Genomic DNA, 16,423 nt, shown 5'->3' on the forward strand with positions numbered 1-16,423 from the left:
CTCACTATCAACACCCTTACTGTTCTATTCTAGATGGATAATGACTATCATCGTATCTTAAAATTTAACCTATTCATAAAATAATTCTTTATCTTTTGGTTGCCAAAAGAAAGCAAAGTAATTTTCACCGACAAAAAAGAGTTTATTGTCCATATAAATCGCCTGATTGCCATTCAATAAAAAATTAGTTAATCGGGTATTTTCAATATTTTGGAAAGTGATATATTGCAACTCATTACTTATATCAATACCTACTTTCTTAAAATTTTCAACCTGTTGTTGGTATAAATTTTCATTATTGAAAAACTTTTTAGCATTGATTTTATTCAGAGTTATTGGAAAAGACTGTTGATAATTGAGACAAAAAATATTTTCTTCAATATTTAGTGTCATAGTCATATCATAGAAATCATTTTTATCCTCAAGATAAGAGCGTAAATAGTTATTGGCTTGAAAGTTTGATAATAAAAGACTTTTTGAGGAGTGCTTATTTTTATCTTTAGGTGGAAATTGATTATAACATTCCGATGTCACAGGAATTTCTTTAAATTTCCCATTTTGGTTTACTTGATAATGTTGGATTTCAATAGTTTCATCTTCAAAACGTTGCCGACGTTCAATTGAATAGTTTTTATCTATGTTAAAATAACGATAGCCAACAGGAAGCCCGTATCCTCCAGGCCCGCCCCTTGTCGTGGTTATATAACTAAAAATTAATAGTTTATCTAACACGTTATCATTGTCTGAAAATAAATATAAATACGAATCCCTTTCTCCACTTTCCATAACATAACTAATAATATATGGATTAATATTTGAAGAAATTGAAGGTAATTTCGCTGCTAATATATCTTCTCCCTCGTACGAAGGAATATCCAAATACTTTTTATAATGGACAGGTATTTCTTTTAATGAGTCTTCCTTATCTAATTCATACAAATCATAATCATTTAAAGGAGTGTCAATAATCGGTAGTTGTGTCAACTCTTTTGAAAATGATTTGTCATTTGATTGAGAGAGATCTTTTTCTAAGTTTTCTGAAAAAATGAGTAAATATCCTGGTTTAGTCATGAAAACCATAAAATTACCTGTTTTTATTAAGTCTGTAAATTCCTCTTTAAAACAGGGATAATTTTCATTTTCATAGTTATTTCTTGTTACTTCTATTTGGTTTTCTAGTGGGATTTTTTCTTCTATAAAAATTTTTTTATACTTGTCTGTTAGTTCGGGAGATTTCCAATATGATAAAGGTGTTTCAATATCAGTCGTTGTCTCATGTGGCATAGTACAAATTTTATCTAATGTTAAATCGCCATCAATTAAGATTAGTTTAGTTTCTGAATATTTATCTATTAAACGCTCTCTTTCAGAATCTGATTCATAATCTAAAGCTGTATTTTTCGAAACTTTATAAAAATACCATGTTTCGGGTGGTTCGGTTGCATAGACAATGTTTATTGATAAAAATAACACCGTAATAATTTTTAAAAAGATTTTTTTTAATTTCATAATGGTTCTTTCATCGTAAATCATAGATTAGGTATATTTTGCTAAATAAACTCAATTAATATGTATTTTTACATACATGCTTTACATGTAAAGTAAAACTTTAATAAAACCAATTGGTAAGTTATTTATTATCTAACCCAAATTTTCCTGTTTCGGGATTAATTTTATATTTAATCCAACTTCCAGTAGTTGTGGATTCTAAATCATAAATAAAATACAGTGTCCATAAATTATAATCTTCTAGATAATACAGTTTTTCTACGGCCAAACTATCATTTGGATTATTTTTGTATTCATAACATATTAAAGAATCCACTTTTTTATTATTCTTATATGAGATTAATTCGATAGTTATTAAAAATTCGTTTTGAGTTTCTTCTTTTTTTAATTTTAATTCAATATTATTCTTAAGTTTCGATATAGTTATTTCATCATTGTTTAGGTCACGAAATTGCTGATAATAACTTTTTTTTATCTTCGAAAGAGTACATGTGTCATCATCTTCACAAGTTCTATTTACAGATTGTACAAATTCTTTACTTGATATTAATTTTTCACCAGCAAACGAATTGGTTATTAAGATTTCATTTTTTATAGTATTTGCAATTGCTTTATTAACGTTTACAAACACAATAAAACAGATAATAATCAGATAAATTAACTGTTTCATTCTTTGATTCCCTTAACTTTCTTCATATCATAATATTGAACATGTAAATAATGCTTGTGATTTGTAGTTTCTATTGGATTTTGGTTTAAAAAGTATACTTTACCCTTTATGGAGTAACTCCAACCTAACATTTTTTATCACTTAATATTGAGTGACCTAACAAATTTAATTGTTGATTTAATCCTTTAGCTGATAATAATCTGTCTTTTTCTAAGTTTTTCTAAAGAAATAAATATTTTGTTGGGTCATAAAAATCATAAAATTTACTTTTTTATCAATTACGTATTTCCCCATTTTTATCAATGTAATAATAAGTTACTTTAGTCTGTTCCGATAATAATCTATCATTTTCTTCTATATCTAAGCATTTTTCTTTTTCTATAATTTCAAAATTTCTATTTTTATATAAACGAATTCTTTTGTTAATTGAACATTCTGCTAAAGCTCCATCGACAACAATTATTTTGTCTATAAAATTATAATTTTTATCAAAAATCTGCATTTCGATTGTAAATAAATTTAAATATGAATCTTGTTCATCTGGATCTAAATATGCAAAGAGCAAAATTTTTAAATTTTTATCCAGATGTATTTCTTTAAAAAATTTAGCTTCACCTGTATAAGGCTTTCTATGATTAACCATACTATTCAATGGGGTATTTGGTTGAAAAAGTGAATTTAATGAATTATTTTCATCATATACAACATGATTATCATTGAAAAAATTTTTTAACGTATATTCAGGGGATGAGACCTTTGACGAATATTCTTTAAACTCATAAAGAATTTTATTACTAAATTTATCTTGAGCTTTAACTTGAAAAACTAATAAAGTTACTACAAAAAAAATACCAAACCGCTTAATCTTGATCATATTTTACACTTATATTATTAAAATTATTATATATCATTTATAGTTACACTTTTTATTCACTACCAGATAATGATTAAAACTACAAATAGAATTGACTGTAGGTGCTGAATAGTAAACAAAGTGCTACTAGATAATGTGAGTATTTCATCTGTTAACCGTTAATCCTTTCCTTATTTTTGAAAAAGTTGCGTTTAAAAATCACAACTTTTTCTCTGTAATCATCTAACTTACTGGCTAAAATATGATTTAATAAAAACACTACTAACCATTATAAAGTTTCGTATTTTTATATTAGTACGATCTAGACTCTAATAATTTAAAATGTCCAGTATTATCAATTTTATAATGCCTCCATTTTGTAACATGATGAATTGAATCATCCCCATAATAATTTAATAACCAAACATTTTTTAATTTTTTATCAATATAGTAATATTGTATGAAAGCGGCTGATTCTAAAATATTTTCCTTATAGATGGGTAAACGGTCTATTATTTTATTATTCTTTTCAATATTCAAATATATTTCGTATTCAAATTCTTTTATTTGATTTTTAGTAAAATAGAATTTATCTTTATTATTCTCAAAACTATATTCTTTTTCAGCTTGTAATTTGTTTATTACACGGACAAAATATATATGTAATTCTGTTAGTGGACATTTGTTATAACTATCATACTCATAAGTACCATCACCAGGAAAATTACACTCTTTATTCATTTTATTAACATTTTTTTTATCAATTAACATTGGGTGACCTAACAAATTTAATGGTTGATCTAATCCTCTATATGTGGCTGATGATAATCTGTCTTTTTCTAAATTTTTTGAAAAAATAATTATATATCCTGGTTCGGTCATAAATACCATAAAATTTCCTGTTTTTATTAAGGCGGTAAGATCCTGTTTAGAGCAGGGCGAACCTTTATCATTTAAGTCATTTTTTATTATGTGAATTTGGTTTTCGAGTGGGATTCTCTCTTCTGAAAAAATTTTCTGGTACTTATCTACTTGCTCTGGCGACTTCCAATACGATAATGGTGTAACGATTTCGTTCGTTGCGCCCTCTGGAATAGTGCAAGCTTTATCGATTACTACCTCTTTGTCGCTTATTGTTAGTTTCGTTTGCCAATATCTATATATTAATCGCTCTCTTTCAAAAGTTGGCTCTCCGCCCAAAACAGTATTTTTGGAAACTTTATAAAAATACCATGTTTCGGGTGGTTCGGTTGCATAGACAATATTTATTGATAAAATAAAAAACAAGACTAAATTTAGCAAAATTTTTATTTTCATAATTTTCCACAATTTAATTTATCGACTTTTACATCCATAGATAGTTATATTTTTATCAATTCAATAAGTAATTTCTTTTATTGAAGCAAAGTCAAACTTTTCTGAATGTAAATGAGAGTTATGTAAACCTAAACCATCCTTTGTACCCTTAAGGTCTTCAAAATCTGATTCATACATTAATGTACCAATTCTAAATATAGTAAAATGAAATTTATACAGAGCTTGTACAAATGCTCTGTCTTTATTCCAGTTTGATAAATTATTAACTTTTCGAATATATTTAGTATCAATACTTTGACCATTAATATGTAAAGCACTAGGAAAACAAGAACCTTGCTCGTAAGCACTACCTGTGACTAGAATATTTTCCTTAATCTCAGCTAGTGCGCCTATAAAACCCGCCATAATGTCAGGATTAGTATATTTTCGATAGGTTTCTGTTAGTTCACATTTAATAGTCACATCATCATTTTCATAATTTATAATTTCAGGAATTTTTATTAATTGAGCTTCCTCTTGTTGTTGAGTATATAATTTCCAAATGTTTCCTGGTTTTCCATTATTTGCTGTATCGTGAATCCCATATTCTGCAATATCACCATTAGCCATTGTAAGCCGCTGATAGATGCTAACTCCTTTTTCTTTAACTACCCATTCATGAATATCACCATTGGTGTATTTAGCTCTAGCAACCATATATCCGTCATTAACATTTGTTTTAGACTCTGATACAGTACCATGATTTGGATATGAATAAGTTCCTCCTGCTTTTGAAGATAAGATCTTCTTTTTAATAGTATGCCAATCACAAATGCATATTTCATGTTCATTATTCTTTTCATCATGATAAACATACTTATATTTTTGCTTGTAGTCTTTCGATATTTCCTGTGGTATATGTTTTTCAATTTTTCCATCGTGGTAAATATGATATGTCACTATACCTGGGCTTATAAATCTACCCATCACTGAGACTGGATGAATAAACCATGCTTTGCCATCAGCCGAAAGATTGCTTAGTGCGGGTGTTTGTGGTGTTTGGTTGTTTGATGATTGGGTTGCTTGAGATTGTGCTACTTCTCGCCACCAAAGGGAGGGTTTAATGCGTTGCTCTTTTTCCAGTTGCCAATATATTTTGGTTTCCTCGTGTGCTTCATCAACACTGTTTAAAGCTGAGTTTCGCTTATAAGGCATGGTTATGTTATTGTCATCTAACCATTTTTCAATTAATTTTTTTTGTTTCTGTGTTTCTTTCTCAAATAAACTATCTATTTCGTTCCATTTGGTTAGCGCTTCGTCTGCATACCATTCACTTTCATATTTTATTATTAAGTGACCTATCATTTCGGCTATCCAACTATTGCGTAGGCCATCTTTCAGAAATTCAATAGTAAAAGGTGGCAGTCCTTTTTTTCGCTGAACAGAATATAAAAGTGATTCAATTAAGATTTTATGCATAGCTTTCATTGAATCAGTATATTCTTTAATGTCCAATGTTCCTGCTCGGTTATCGTTTATTTTAGTATAAAATTCTCCCACACTAGCTTTTTCGATTACTGTCTCAAATCCTTGCCAATGCCAGGGACTGATTCGTTTAACGTGCTCTTGAGCATCTTTTTTGATGTTTACCCAACCTGTTATTGACCTACGCTCTTCATTTCCTGCGTAAACATTTTGACAATTAAACTTATTTACACACATTCATCTCTTTTCTTTCTTTAAAAAGATAATGACATTTAATGGATTCTTGTAATTTAAATTTGCCATTATTTTCTACTGAATATTTACCCCAAAAGTTTAGCGTTTGCCCTTCTTCTAATATATTAGAACTTAATACATAGATATAATTATCAATGAAATAGTATTGTGATTTTGCATAATAACTTTCCATATCATACTCATTAGAGTAAATGATTAGCTGATCAATTACTTTATCATTCATTTCTGTATATATTTTAACTTCATCATCTAATAAGTTTTTCGGATAATTTGGTTCTTTCGTTTTTTTTAAAAATAAATTGACACCGTTTATAGGTGTTAAATATATTTTTTCATTTAATTTTATATTGTCTACTATATTTTCATAATCAAAAGTCACCTTAGAAAAGATACATTTTTTTCTCTCTTCATTGATTTCTTTATCAATTCCTCCATATGGATGAGCCACATTGCAAGATAAATCTATTGTTTTAGCAAACTCTTTTTTACTTATAAGTTCATCACCTATGTAGTTCTTAGAATCGAGAATTAACTTAGATTTTATACTGGTATCTTTTATCTCTGCATGAATATTAAAGAAGAAAAAACAAAGCAACATTATAAATAGTTTTTCTTTCATAATTTATAATCCTTACACATAATTAATCATTAGAATAATTTAATCTCTTTTACTTTAGTATTATCAAAATCGCCTGAGTGTAAATGAGTATGGAGAAGTGCATCTTATTGTTTAGTATTATTATTTTTATTCTCTATAAACATCTAACTTTTTATTAAATAATGAGAAAGTGCTTTTTTGCTTTAGATTTTTTGACTACTAATGCCATGTTCTTTTTGCTTCTTTAAGATAATATGTAAAAGTATTTTTGCTATTGCATTAAATATCAAATTCTTCTAAATACTGTTGAACTGGGTTTTTATCGTAATCTGAATTGAAAAATACAATCAAATTATCAGGAAAATTTATTTGTACATTAAGGTTATTAACTTTTAATGCCCCATAAATTTATCCAACACCCTTCTCGGCAATGTCATGATCTAATAACCAAATATTAAGTTGCTAATAATTAACTAAATGCATATATAAAACTTAGATCATCGACTTTCTAATATTTAATCGATTTTTTCAATCCTTTTGTTCAATTGCTCGGTTAAACATTTAGTGATGGTAAAGGTAAAATTCTCTGCTTCAAAATGATCATCCGGCTCAGTTATTGATAAACATATTTTATTGATTTCCTTATCAATTATTTCTATCGATTGTTTATTATTTATATTTTTTTCTTTTAACTTCTCAAGTTTTTGAGACAAAATATTATGGTAAAAACGATACGAATCAATACTACAACGTGTCGAATATTCTTTTTGATAACATGTTTTTAATTTGTCAACTTCATAATTTGATTCTTCTAATGAACCTTCAAGAATTTTAAAATGATCTGGATAAATGATTTCATATTTATATCCATTATCGATCAACAGTTCTGAAAGTTTAAAATGTAAATTTTCTTTGTCTATTTGATAGTGTTTCCAAAATATAGGCTCCACATTACCATCTATATCCTTGACTGATAATGTATAAATATCCCCGCTATCACTAATATAATAATATTGATTGATTAACCAATAATAACCTTCCACATCATAATAACTCTTCGCTAAAGTAATTTTATCTATAAAATTTGTTTTATTAAAAATGGATAAATTGAGCGCTTTAATGGGGTATTTTATATTGTTAATTATTTTGGCAGAGGTAGTTTTCTCAATAATAAGATCTAGTTTCTCAGAACTATAAATATTTTTTTTATTGTTAATTGTTTCATATAAATTTTCAAAATAGAAAGCAATTTGATTAATTGGACAATTTTCTCTTATCCTTTCTCGTTCAGAATTTGTCATCTGCCAAAAATCAATTGTTTTACGGCAATCTTTTTCTAATTGAATTATATCCATTGAAGGAATATTAGATTTACCTTTATAATCATCCGCCACATTAAATTGCTCAGCATAGCTATTAAAAATAAGCAAATTCATTATCACCGCTATATATATTGATTTTTTCATAAACTACTCCTTTGTTGAATTAAAAATACCAGAAGGAGTCATTTGAAATTCTACAGTTTTGGTATCGATTTGATTATTTTTTGGCTCCTCATCGTCCTCAAAAAGGTTTTCTTGCTGATATTGAGTTATCAAAATTTTTCCATTTGGATTTATAATAAAGTCATTCCAGTATGATATTTCACCACCCTCAACTTTATAAAGTAATATTGCATCAATAACCTCCCCTTGATTATCATAACTATATAATTGAAAAGTAAAAACTTTACCATCATTTTCACCTGTCGCCATCTGTATAACGCCTTTATATAAAATATTTTTATAATAAAAATAACAATGAGGAAAATAAAATGTCGTTTTAGCGAGATAATCAAATAATTTAGGTTTATATGAAAATTCTTTATTAGTGAACCTGAGAGGAAACGGCATATCAGGAGACAAATACAACCCATATTCTCCCCAATAATAGTATTTTTTTAATTCATTAGAGGAATAAGGTAAGTTTATTTTTTTATAGTAATTTAATTCACTTGTTACATTTGTTGAAAATGCATAATTTATAGATAAATAACTTATAAAAAAAATAATTAAATATTTTCTGAATAATTTCATTATGTTATTTCCTCTAAACTTTAAAATTGAATTTTCTATTTTTCATTTTATCTCCTGAAATTAAAAAATAATAAATTAATTCCAAAAAATTCAAATCAATCTTGTTTTTTTATGATCAAATTAAAATCAAAACCACAAATATGTAAATGATGATAGTGCTCATATCCACCTTTACCCTCTTTGTGCATATGTTTAGTATAAGAAAGTAATGTGTTAGCTTTTTTGTTATAAGTAAAGTATTCAGAATACATTAACGAAGTTCTTGCCCAACCAAATTTATGTAATGCTATATTAAATTTTTCTTGTTCATTAAAATCAAAGGTGGAATAACTTAACCAAGTTAATTCTCCATTTCTTTTTGTTGATATATACCTTAAATCTCCAGCGACGCCATTAATATGAGACTTACTTTGAACTGACTTAGCATCATATGTACTAAATCCATTGAATCCTAAATAGTCAACATTTAATTCAAGCATGGCTCCAAGTAATCCTGCAAAACAATCGGGATTTATATACCATCTTTTACTATCACTATTAAATGTTTTAAATTTTGCTTTAACATTTCCTTCTTTTGAACTATATCCTTCTTCAAACTCCTTTACATTGATTAATTCTACATCATAATCTAAAGCTACATTTCCTCTTTCCATTGCTTTTGTTTTATGTATATTAAAAATACCAATTTCATGTTGATTTTTATTTACATCATGATAAACATACTTATATTTTTGCTTGTAGTCTTTCGATATTTCCTGTGGTATATGTTTTTCAATTTTTCCATCGTGGTAAATATGATATGTCACTATACCTGGGCTTATAAATCTACCCATCACTGAGACTGGATGAATAAACCATGCTTTGCCATCAGCCGAAAGATTGCTTAGTGCGGGTGTTTGTGGTGTTTGGTTGTTTGATGATTGGGTTGCTTGAGATTGTGCTACTTCTCGCCACCAAAGGGAGGGTTTAATACGTTGCTCTTTTTCCAGTTGCCAATATATTTTGGTTTCCTCGTGTGCTTCATCAACACTGTTTAAAGCTGAGTTTCGCTTATAAGGCATGGTTATGTTATTGTCATCTAACCATTTTTCAATTAATTTTTTTTGTTTATGTGTTTCTTTATCAAATAAATCATCTATTTCTTTCCATTTGGTTAGCGCTTCGTCTGCATACCATTCACTTTCATATTTTATTATTAAGTGACCTATCATTTCGGCTATCCAACTATTGCGTAGGCCATCTTTCAGAAATTCAATAGTAAAAGGTGGCAGTCCTTTTTTTCGCTGAACAGAATATAAAAGTGATTCAATTAAGATTTTATGCATAGCTTTCATTGAATCAGTATATTCTTTAATGTCCAATGTTCCTGCTCGGTTATCGTTTATTTTAGTATAAAATTCTCCCACAGAAGCTTTTTCGATTACTGTCTCAAATCCTTGCCAATGCCAGGGACTGATTCGTTTAACGTGCTCTTGAGCATCTTTTTTGATGTTTACCCAACCTGTTATTGACCAACGCTCTTCATTTCCTGCGGTGACTTTTACCCAAATTGAATCCGTGCTTTCGTCTTCTATAGTGATTAAATTCTCATTACTTAATGAATCTAATGATACTGTCCGTGGAAAATGTACCGTGTTATCTTTAGTTGCAGGAGGTAAATTATCAAATGATAGCGGAAAATTATTCCAATAAGGAATTACGGTATTGAGTGTCCCATCTTGTCCAAATAAGTGAGAGACATCTTTTGACGCTATCCAATAATGTTTAGTATTCACACAAAAACGTATTTTGACAGATGAACTATTGTGATCAACTTCAACAAGTTCAACCTTATCCGGAATATCAGACTTGGTTAACTGCGGATAAGTTTTATTATATCTATTTTCTAACTGTTCTTTATTGTCGGCTGTTAAAGTGATTTCTAAAGTCTTATTCGATAAGTCGTTATCATTTTCTTCAATTTTTTCATCAACTTTAGATTGTGCAGCCAGATTGTTATCAGCATAGTATTCCTTTGAATTTAAAGTATATTCCAAGTTAATTTTAACGTAATAATTATATTTTTCACTGATAAACTTTATCCCTAATCCTGAATTTAATTTTCCATCCGCTTCTGATGCTTGTATCAATCTTGCACCTTTTTCAACCTGAATTAAGTTTTTTTCACTTTCGGGTAAATTATCGGCTAAAGCACGGGTTTGGGTAATAAATGCTGATAAATCCTCACAGGTAAATAATTCAACATGTAACAGTTGCGGTAATTTTTTATCTGATGGTCGTTTTATTGTGGATATAGATGCTTGTATAGGCTCGTTAAAACTATTTTTTTTGAGTTGATTATGCCCGATATAACCAATAAAATCGCCACTTGAAATTGCAATCGGCGATTTTAATACCACAATGTCATTGAATTTTTCAGGTTTAAATGTGAATGAAGTCAGTGAGGTTACTTTGACATAACCTTTATGTGGTGCGTCTGTACTGTCATTTTCTTTTAATAAGTTTGGAACGTCACAATCATTAATTTTACTAATTTTAGCGTATCCGTTTTCTTGCCCATCTAATTCAAATGTTGCTTTTGGTGGTAAATAAGTCAATTTTTGTTTATCATCTGCAGCTTCATATACCGCTATGCCCTTTACTTTCACATTTGACTTACCAACAGTGTTATTGTCTTCTTTTACAACTTCATAATCTTGATTGGTATCTGCCGTGTTTCCGGTTGGTAGCGGCGATAGGTCCTTATGCCAAACATAACCGGTAATATCACTTAATTGCTGTTTAAATTCGGTTGAGGTTACCAATGTTCCTTCTGATATCGAAACAATTTTATACCAACCGGCTTTAGTTGCGTGTTTTTCACTTAAACGAATCTTACTTCCTTTTAACAATAAGCCAACCACTTCGGTTCCACTGCCATTTGCTCTAATTACGCTGCCGAAAACAGTATCCGCCTTATTCTCGTCAACTTTTCCTGAACCAAGTTGCCAATAGTGAGGATATTGTACGTTTGTTTTTTCATCTTTCATTTTTTCCTGATAACCATACCAATCAAGCTGATGCATATACAAACTGTATAAGGTTATTGCCGGTGGCTCATCTTTTGCATCAGTTGTTTTTGGCATTTGTAATAGGTGTCTTACTAATGTAAAACCAGTCGAAAAATAAGCAACATTTTTTAGAGCGCCACGTAGAACAACAGGTATGTTTTCTTCTGGATAGGTTATTTTAGGGTAGACATTATTGATACGATAGGCAATGACTTCACCGTTAGCCATGCAACGTAATTGCTCATCATTGCCAAGTTTGTTCAGTACTTTTTCATCGAGATGTATTCCACCATGCCATAAACCATTTTCTCCAAATGGATAAAAACCATTATTAGCTTCGGATAATGCCCTATAATAGGTATCTTGGTTTAATTCTTTATCACCAATCGGAAAAATGAATTTCGTTGTTTTTTTTATGGACATTTTATTATTCCTTTAGAAATTATCCTGAAAAATCAACATAATGACTATTTATTAAACGTACTAAACCTACTTCAAGTATATTTTTTGTGAAACTCCGTTTCTCATTATCTAGTGTACTAGGCCCCATTTTCTGCAATGCATTACTTTTTATATAAACATTATCAGCGGTGCCCAGTTCAATCCCAGCACTACTAATTTTGATGTATGAACCACCACACATTAACGTCAGTTCTTCACTTGCGGTGACCGTCAGCTTTCCATCCACACTGTCTATTTTAATATCTTGCTTGGCAGCCATATTCAGGTTGGCATTTTGCGCTTGCACCTCAACATCACCTTGGTTGGCAAAGACTTTCATTCCCGATTTATGGGCAAACAGACCGATGGATTCCCCTGATGAGACGGTTATGTTTTTTAACGCATTAATGTCAGTTTGGTTTTCACTGGTCATTGAAACGCTATTCGACGTTGACAGTTGAATGTTTTCTGGACTGGTTAAAGCGATGCCCTCTTGTGCATAAGCAAGAATACCACTTTGGGCTAATTGGGTTAATGTTGTTTTAAGTTGTTCTTGACTGTCGGTATCTGCGCCATGGGCTTCAGAGGCAGTTGCTGCATTTTGCAGTGCTTTGGCAATTGATAACGCATTTTCAAGCTGGGTAATAGCTCCTTGCATATCCAGTTGTTTACCCTGTGCCTTAGGCTCGGTCTGACTGGTCAGGTATAAACCTTTATTGGCAGCAATTGCTCCCCACTCATCGGTGCGCAGTTCAAATCCCTCACCACGCTGCTCTTTGTTTTGGTCAACTAAATGCCCGATGTTAAGCTGGGTTTTACCGTATTCGGTCGCTAACTTGATGTGCTCTTGTCCGCGCTTATCATCCATCCGCAGTTTGTTGTTAGCAGGAGTACGAATTACATTTCGGTGTTTGTTTATGGCGGTCACATGGTCAGGGTGTTGACTGTCATGCATCGCATGCGCGATATAAGGTCGGTCCGGATTACCGTTAGTAAAGGCTACCGCAACTTCTGTGCCGTCAATCAGTGGAAAGTGAAAACCATAGGTACTGCCCGCATACGGTTTAGCCAGTCTTAACCATAAGCTCTCTTCACCGTTTCGCCACTCTTTTAAATCAAAGTTAAATTTAACCCGATAGCGCCCTTGTGTATCAATATAACCATAGGTGTCATTATTCGGACTGGTTACTCGTGCCGGTAAAGTGCCGTCAATAGTCGGAAAAGGAATCGGCTCCGGGCGGTAAGGTTTTAATGGTTGGTATGGTATAGCAGTAAAACTCAGCTCATAAGCATCACTGCGATTTCCCTGACCTTGCACCGTTAATATCATTACCCCCTCATCGATTCCGGCAATCGCACTGCCTTTGATGCGGATATGTTGACCCGGAGCTAAATTGGCCTGATTGCTTTTACCCCGGATAACAATTTGACGGCTAATGGCGTGTTCATGGCGAATGCGGGCATACCATTCACCACTTTCAACACTATTACCCGTGTTAGCTTGATTATGGTTAATATCACTGCTGTTGTTATTGCCAGTGTTATCGCTATTATTGTCGTTGTCATTACTATTGCCGTTACTACCTTGACTGTCGTCGGTATCAATATCACCACTGTTTTCATCATCATTACTGTTGTGATTATTTATATCATTGTTATTGGTATTACTACCATTGCTATTTAAGCCTTTATAGTGCTCATCATAACGGTAATCGGTGCCATAAGTGGTGTTATCTTTCTGTTGGCTGTTAACTTCACCCAGTAAATTCGCCTGCGCATCGCGGTAGTTATAATCCTGTACTTGTACCGAAGATTCCACCATCTGACTGTGTAAGGTTATATCCCAGACACTTTCAACGCCGTTATCCAGTGTGCCGCTCGGTTGTTTGTACACAATATCAGCCACCTGCTGATAACCTTGCTCATAATCACTGATGACCATCACATCACAGTTGTGTTCACCATGGGTTTCAAACCGAAAATAGACCCCCACATCAGCAAGCAGTCTTTGAATAAACTCAAGGTCACTCTCTTGCCACTGGGTAATAAATTCACGTTCAGGGTATTGCTCTTTAAGTGCTAAACGATAATCAATCCCGGTATAACCATGACCACGCAAGACCTCTTCAACCACACTGATAACGCTTTGATTCTGAAAAATAGCACAGTTATGACTTAATGCCAGTTTGGCTAATTGCGAGGATAAGACAACTTGATAACGGGCTTCATCGTTACTGACTGATAATTGACTGAACAGGGTAATCACACCATAAAGAGTGCGTGAGCCACCTTGAGATAATAATGAATTTAACGGATTAAGCGGATTAAACTGGGTTAAAGAGTTAAGTGAATCGAGTGGATTGGATTGTTTAAGTTTATCTAACTGTTTTAATGGCTCAGAGTGTTTTAATGCATCTAATGGATTAGCCGAAGTTAAGGAATTAAGTGCATCAAGTCCTTTCGTTGCAATATCACTTAAATTGTTAGAATTTGCCGGGTTAAAACTCAAACGGGCATTTTGATTAAGAAATGACTCAACAGAAAGTTGTTTATCCGAGCTGGTAAAGGTAATGGTGTAATGCCAAGGCTGGTTAAGTTGTTCATTACCTTCAACCTCTAAGATTGAAACCTCAGTAGGCAAACCATCAATATTTAACGTATAGCGATTGTGACCGACTCCATTAACCAAACCTTGCTTTAAGCCTCGACTTAAACCATTGCCCAATTGATTTACCAAATTGGTTAGTCCTTTATCCATGTTATCCTCGATATATTTCATGTGTACTGCAAATACAACTTTGTTTTATTGAACTATTTATTATTTTTATCTGACCAGTTAATAATTATTATAAAAATTGCCAATAGGCAGTAAGGTGTTAAAATCAGTCAGATATTAAAAATAATCTAAAATACACTGTTTTGTATATTTTGCAATCTTTTTTTACATTTCTTTAAATTTTAATTAGATGGATAACTTAATGATATTATTAATAAATAAATAAAATAAAATATCGTTAAAAGTTTGTCACCTGAACATGATCAAACAAGGACTAAAAGAATTTGGTTTTTGCAGATTTTTTATTGGATAATTTTTCACTGAATTTTATTAAGATTTATATATAAAAATCCTTTTTACTCAGACATAGCCATTACCTGAAACTTTTTGACAAAAATAAAGGACTGTACAATGATGAAAAATTTTTTTAATTATTGTTAGAACAAAAAATAGGATTTTAGTTTGAATAAATAACTGGGTTGAGTTTATATAAAAATACAATTATATTAGTAAGTTATAGTTTATTTTGTAAAAAATATTCAGGAGTCTATACCATTTCATAATAAAAACATTCTAAATTTAAATTCTAAGCGCGATTTATAACAGTGAGCAGTGAGTAGAATTTAGATTAAGCTTTTATATCTAAAAAACGACTTTTATTAAAATACTCTCATAGGATAAAAGTTTTGACATTATTTTTATTAAAAATAACAAATTAATCTATTTTTATAATTTCTTTTTTTTAGATTTACTGATATATACTGCAATACGGTTTTATTTTTTTATGTTTGTTATGTTAAAACGAAATATTAATCTTTTTATTGCATTATATGTGCTATTGGTTGTTGGTCTTGAAACTTATACTTATTGGCATATGCAGCTTCGAAGCTGGCAGCCAGCAACATCAATAGGGCGTATGGTGTTTTATTATAGTTTTTTTACTGTATTATCTAACCTTATGTTGGCAATAAGTTGTTTATGGTTAGCTTTTAGTCCGAATTGTAATCGTTTTATTTTTCGTATTATTCGATTAAATGGGTTGGTAGGTGTAATTATAACGGCTATTGTGTATAACTCGCTTTTACGTGGCATTCATGTTCCACCAAATATATTTATGCGATTCGCTAATGAAAGTTTACATGTTGTTATTCCTCTACTAGGCATATTGAGTTGGCTGATTTGGGGACCCTTTCGACGCATTAGCTTTCGCGTCATTATAGGATCATTAACTACCATGTTAATTTATGCCGTTTATATTTTTGTACTAGGCTTTTTTACTCATTATTATCCGTATCCTTTTATCAATGTTACAAAAATCGGTTATCCACATGCATTGTTTAATGCGAGCATTGTCATGCTGGCATTTATAGGGTTTGCCTATTTATTATGGGCTATTGATTGCTTAAGGAGGTAGA

General features: G+C 30.8%; 11 protein-coding genes. 1 reads left to right on the plus strand and 10 read right to left on the minus strand.

Features of this window, described 5'->3' with window-relative positions; translation table 11 throughout:
• Window positions 1-69 precede the first annotated feature (69 nt).
• The 10 genes from H3S73_RS11535 to H3S73_RS11580 form a co-directional block, all read right to left on the minus strand.
• Complete coding sequence (locus H3S73_RS11535) at window positions 70-1,509, minus strand: hypothetical protein (protein ID WP_198236686.1); 1,440 nt, start codon at window positions 1,507-1,509, stop codon at window positions 70-72.
• A 121-nt stretch (window positions 1,510-1,630) separates the two neighbouring features.
• Window positions 1,631-2,179 (minus strand): hypothetical protein, encoded by a 549-nt coding sequence (locus H3S73_RS11540; RefSeq protein WP_198236687.1) that lies wholly within the window; start codon window positions 2,177-2,179, stop codon window positions 1,631-1,633.
• Window positions 2,180-2,453: 274 nt separating this feature from the next.
• Window positions 2,454-3,053, minus strand: a complete 600-nt coding sequence (locus H3S73_RS11545; RefSeq protein WP_086301156.1) for a hypothetical protein — start codon at window positions 3,051-3,053, stop codon at window positions 2,454-2,456.
• A gap of 291 nt (window positions 3,054-3,344) precedes the next feature.
• Window positions 3,345-4,349: a hypothetical protein gene (locus tag H3S73_RS11550; RefSeq protein WP_198236688.1), complete on the minus strand. Its 1,005-nt coding sequence runs from the start codon at window positions 4,347-4,349 to the stop codon at window positions 3,345-3,347.
• 60 nt (window positions 4,350-4,409) lie between these two features.
• Window positions 4,410-6,050, minus strand: coding sequence for a hypothetical protein (locus H3S73_RS11555; RefSeq protein ID WP_198236689.1), 1,641 nt, complete (start codon window positions 6,048-6,050; stop codon window positions 4,410-4,412).
• Window positions 6,037-6,687 carry a hypothetical protein gene (locus H3S73_RS11560; RefSeq protein WP_198236690.1) on the minus strand — a complete coding sequence of 217 codons (651 nt, stop codon included), beginning with the start codon at window positions 6,685-6,687 and terminating at the stop codon, window positions 6,037-6,039. Before H3S73_RS11560 ends, H3S73_RS11555 begins: the two co-directional genes overlap by 14 nt.
• A 494-nt stretch (window positions 6,688-7,181) precedes the next feature.
• The gene (locus tag H3S73_RS11565; protein ID WP_198228645.1) at window positions 7,182-8,132 is read right to left on the minus strand and encodes a hypothetical protein; all 951 of its coding nucleotides are present in this window, start codon (window positions 8,130-8,132) and stop codon (window positions 7,182-7,184) included.
• A 3-nt stretch (window positions 8,133-8,135) separates the two neighbouring features.
• A complete protein-coding gene (locus H3S73_RS11570; protein WP_198236691.1) occupies window positions 8,136-8,741 on the minus strand; it encodes a hypothetical protein in 606 nt (201 codons plus the stop codon).
• Window positions 8,742-8,836: 95 nt separating this feature from the next.
• Window positions 8,837-12,214, minus strand: a complete 3,378-nt coding sequence (locus H3S73_RS11575; protein WP_198236692.1) for a hypothetical protein — start codon at window positions 12,212-12,214, stop codon at window positions 8,837-8,839.
• 19 nt (window positions 12,215-12,233) lie between these two features.
• Window positions 12,234-15,011, minus strand: a complete 2,778-nt coding sequence (locus tag H3S73_RS11580) for a type VI secretion system Vgr family protein (protein ID WP_198236693.1) — start codon at window positions 15,009-15,011, stop codon at window positions 12,234-12,236.
• Between the two features lie 781 nt (window positions 15,012-15,792).
• Here H3S73_RS11580 and H3S73_RS11585 point away from each other — a divergent pair.
• Window positions 15,793-16,422, plus strand: a complete 630-nt coding sequence (locus tag H3S73_RS11585) for a Pr6Pr family membrane protein (protein ID WP_198236694.1) — start codon at window positions 15,793-15,795, stop codon at window positions 16,420-16,422.
• Window position 16,423 lies beyond the last annotated feature (1 nt).

The sequence above is a fragment of the Gilliamella sp. B14384G12 genome (assembly GCF_016101825.1).
Taxonomy (GTDB): Bacteria; Pseudomonadota; Gammaproteobacteria; order Enterobacterales; family Orbaceae; genus Gilliamella; species Gilliamella apicola_N.

What these genes read in the sequence shown, in the direction of transcription:
- H3S73_RS11550 (WP_198236688.1), bottom strand. Translation starts at nt 4,349, where the DNA reads ATGAAAATAAAAATTTTGCTAAATTTAGTCTTGTTTTTTATTTTATCA.
- H3S73_RS11555 (WP_198236689.1), bottom strand. Translation starts at nt 6,050, where the DNA reads ATGTGTGTAAATAAGTTTAATTGTCAAAATGTTTACGCAGGAAATGAA.
- H3S73_RS11565 (WP_198228645.1), bottom strand. Translation starts at nt 8,132, where the DNA reads ATGAAAAAATCAATATATATAGCGGTGATAATGAATTTGCTTATTTTT.
- H3S73_RS11580 (WP_198236693.1), bottom strand. Translation starts at nt 15,011, where the DNA reads ATGAAATATATCGAGGATAACATGGATAAAGGACTAACCAATTTGGTA.
- H3S73_RS11570 (WP_198236691.1), bottom strand. Translation starts at nt 8,741, where the DNA reads ATGAAATTATTCAGAAAATATTTAATTATTTTTTTTATAAGTTATTTA.
- H3S73_RS11585 (WP_198236694.1), top strand. Translation starts at nt 15,793, where the DNA reads ATGTTTGTTATGTTAAAACGAAATATTAATCTTTTTATTGCATTATAT.
- H3S73_RS11545 (WP_086301156.1), bottom strand. Translation starts at nt 3,053, where the DNA reads ATGATCAAGATTAAGCGGTTTGGTATTTTTTTTGTAGTAACTTTATTA.
- H3S73_RS11540 (WP_198236687.1), bottom strand. Translation starts at nt 2,179, where the DNA reads ATGAAACAGTTAATTTATCTGATTATTATCTGTTTTATTGTGTTTGTA.
- H3S73_RS11575 (WP_198236692.1), bottom strand. Translation starts at nt 12,214, where the DNA reads ATGTCCATAAAAAAAACAACGAAATTCATTTTTCCGATTGGTGATAAA.
- H3S73_RS11535 (WP_198236686.1), bottom strand. Translation starts at nt 1,509, where the DNA reads ATGAAATTAAAAAAAATCTTTTTAAAAATTATTACGGTGTTATTTTTA.
- H3S73_RS11560 (WP_198236690.1), bottom strand. Translation starts at nt 6,687, where the DNA reads ATGAAAGAAAAACTATTTATAATGTTGCTTTGTTTTTTCTTCTTTAAT.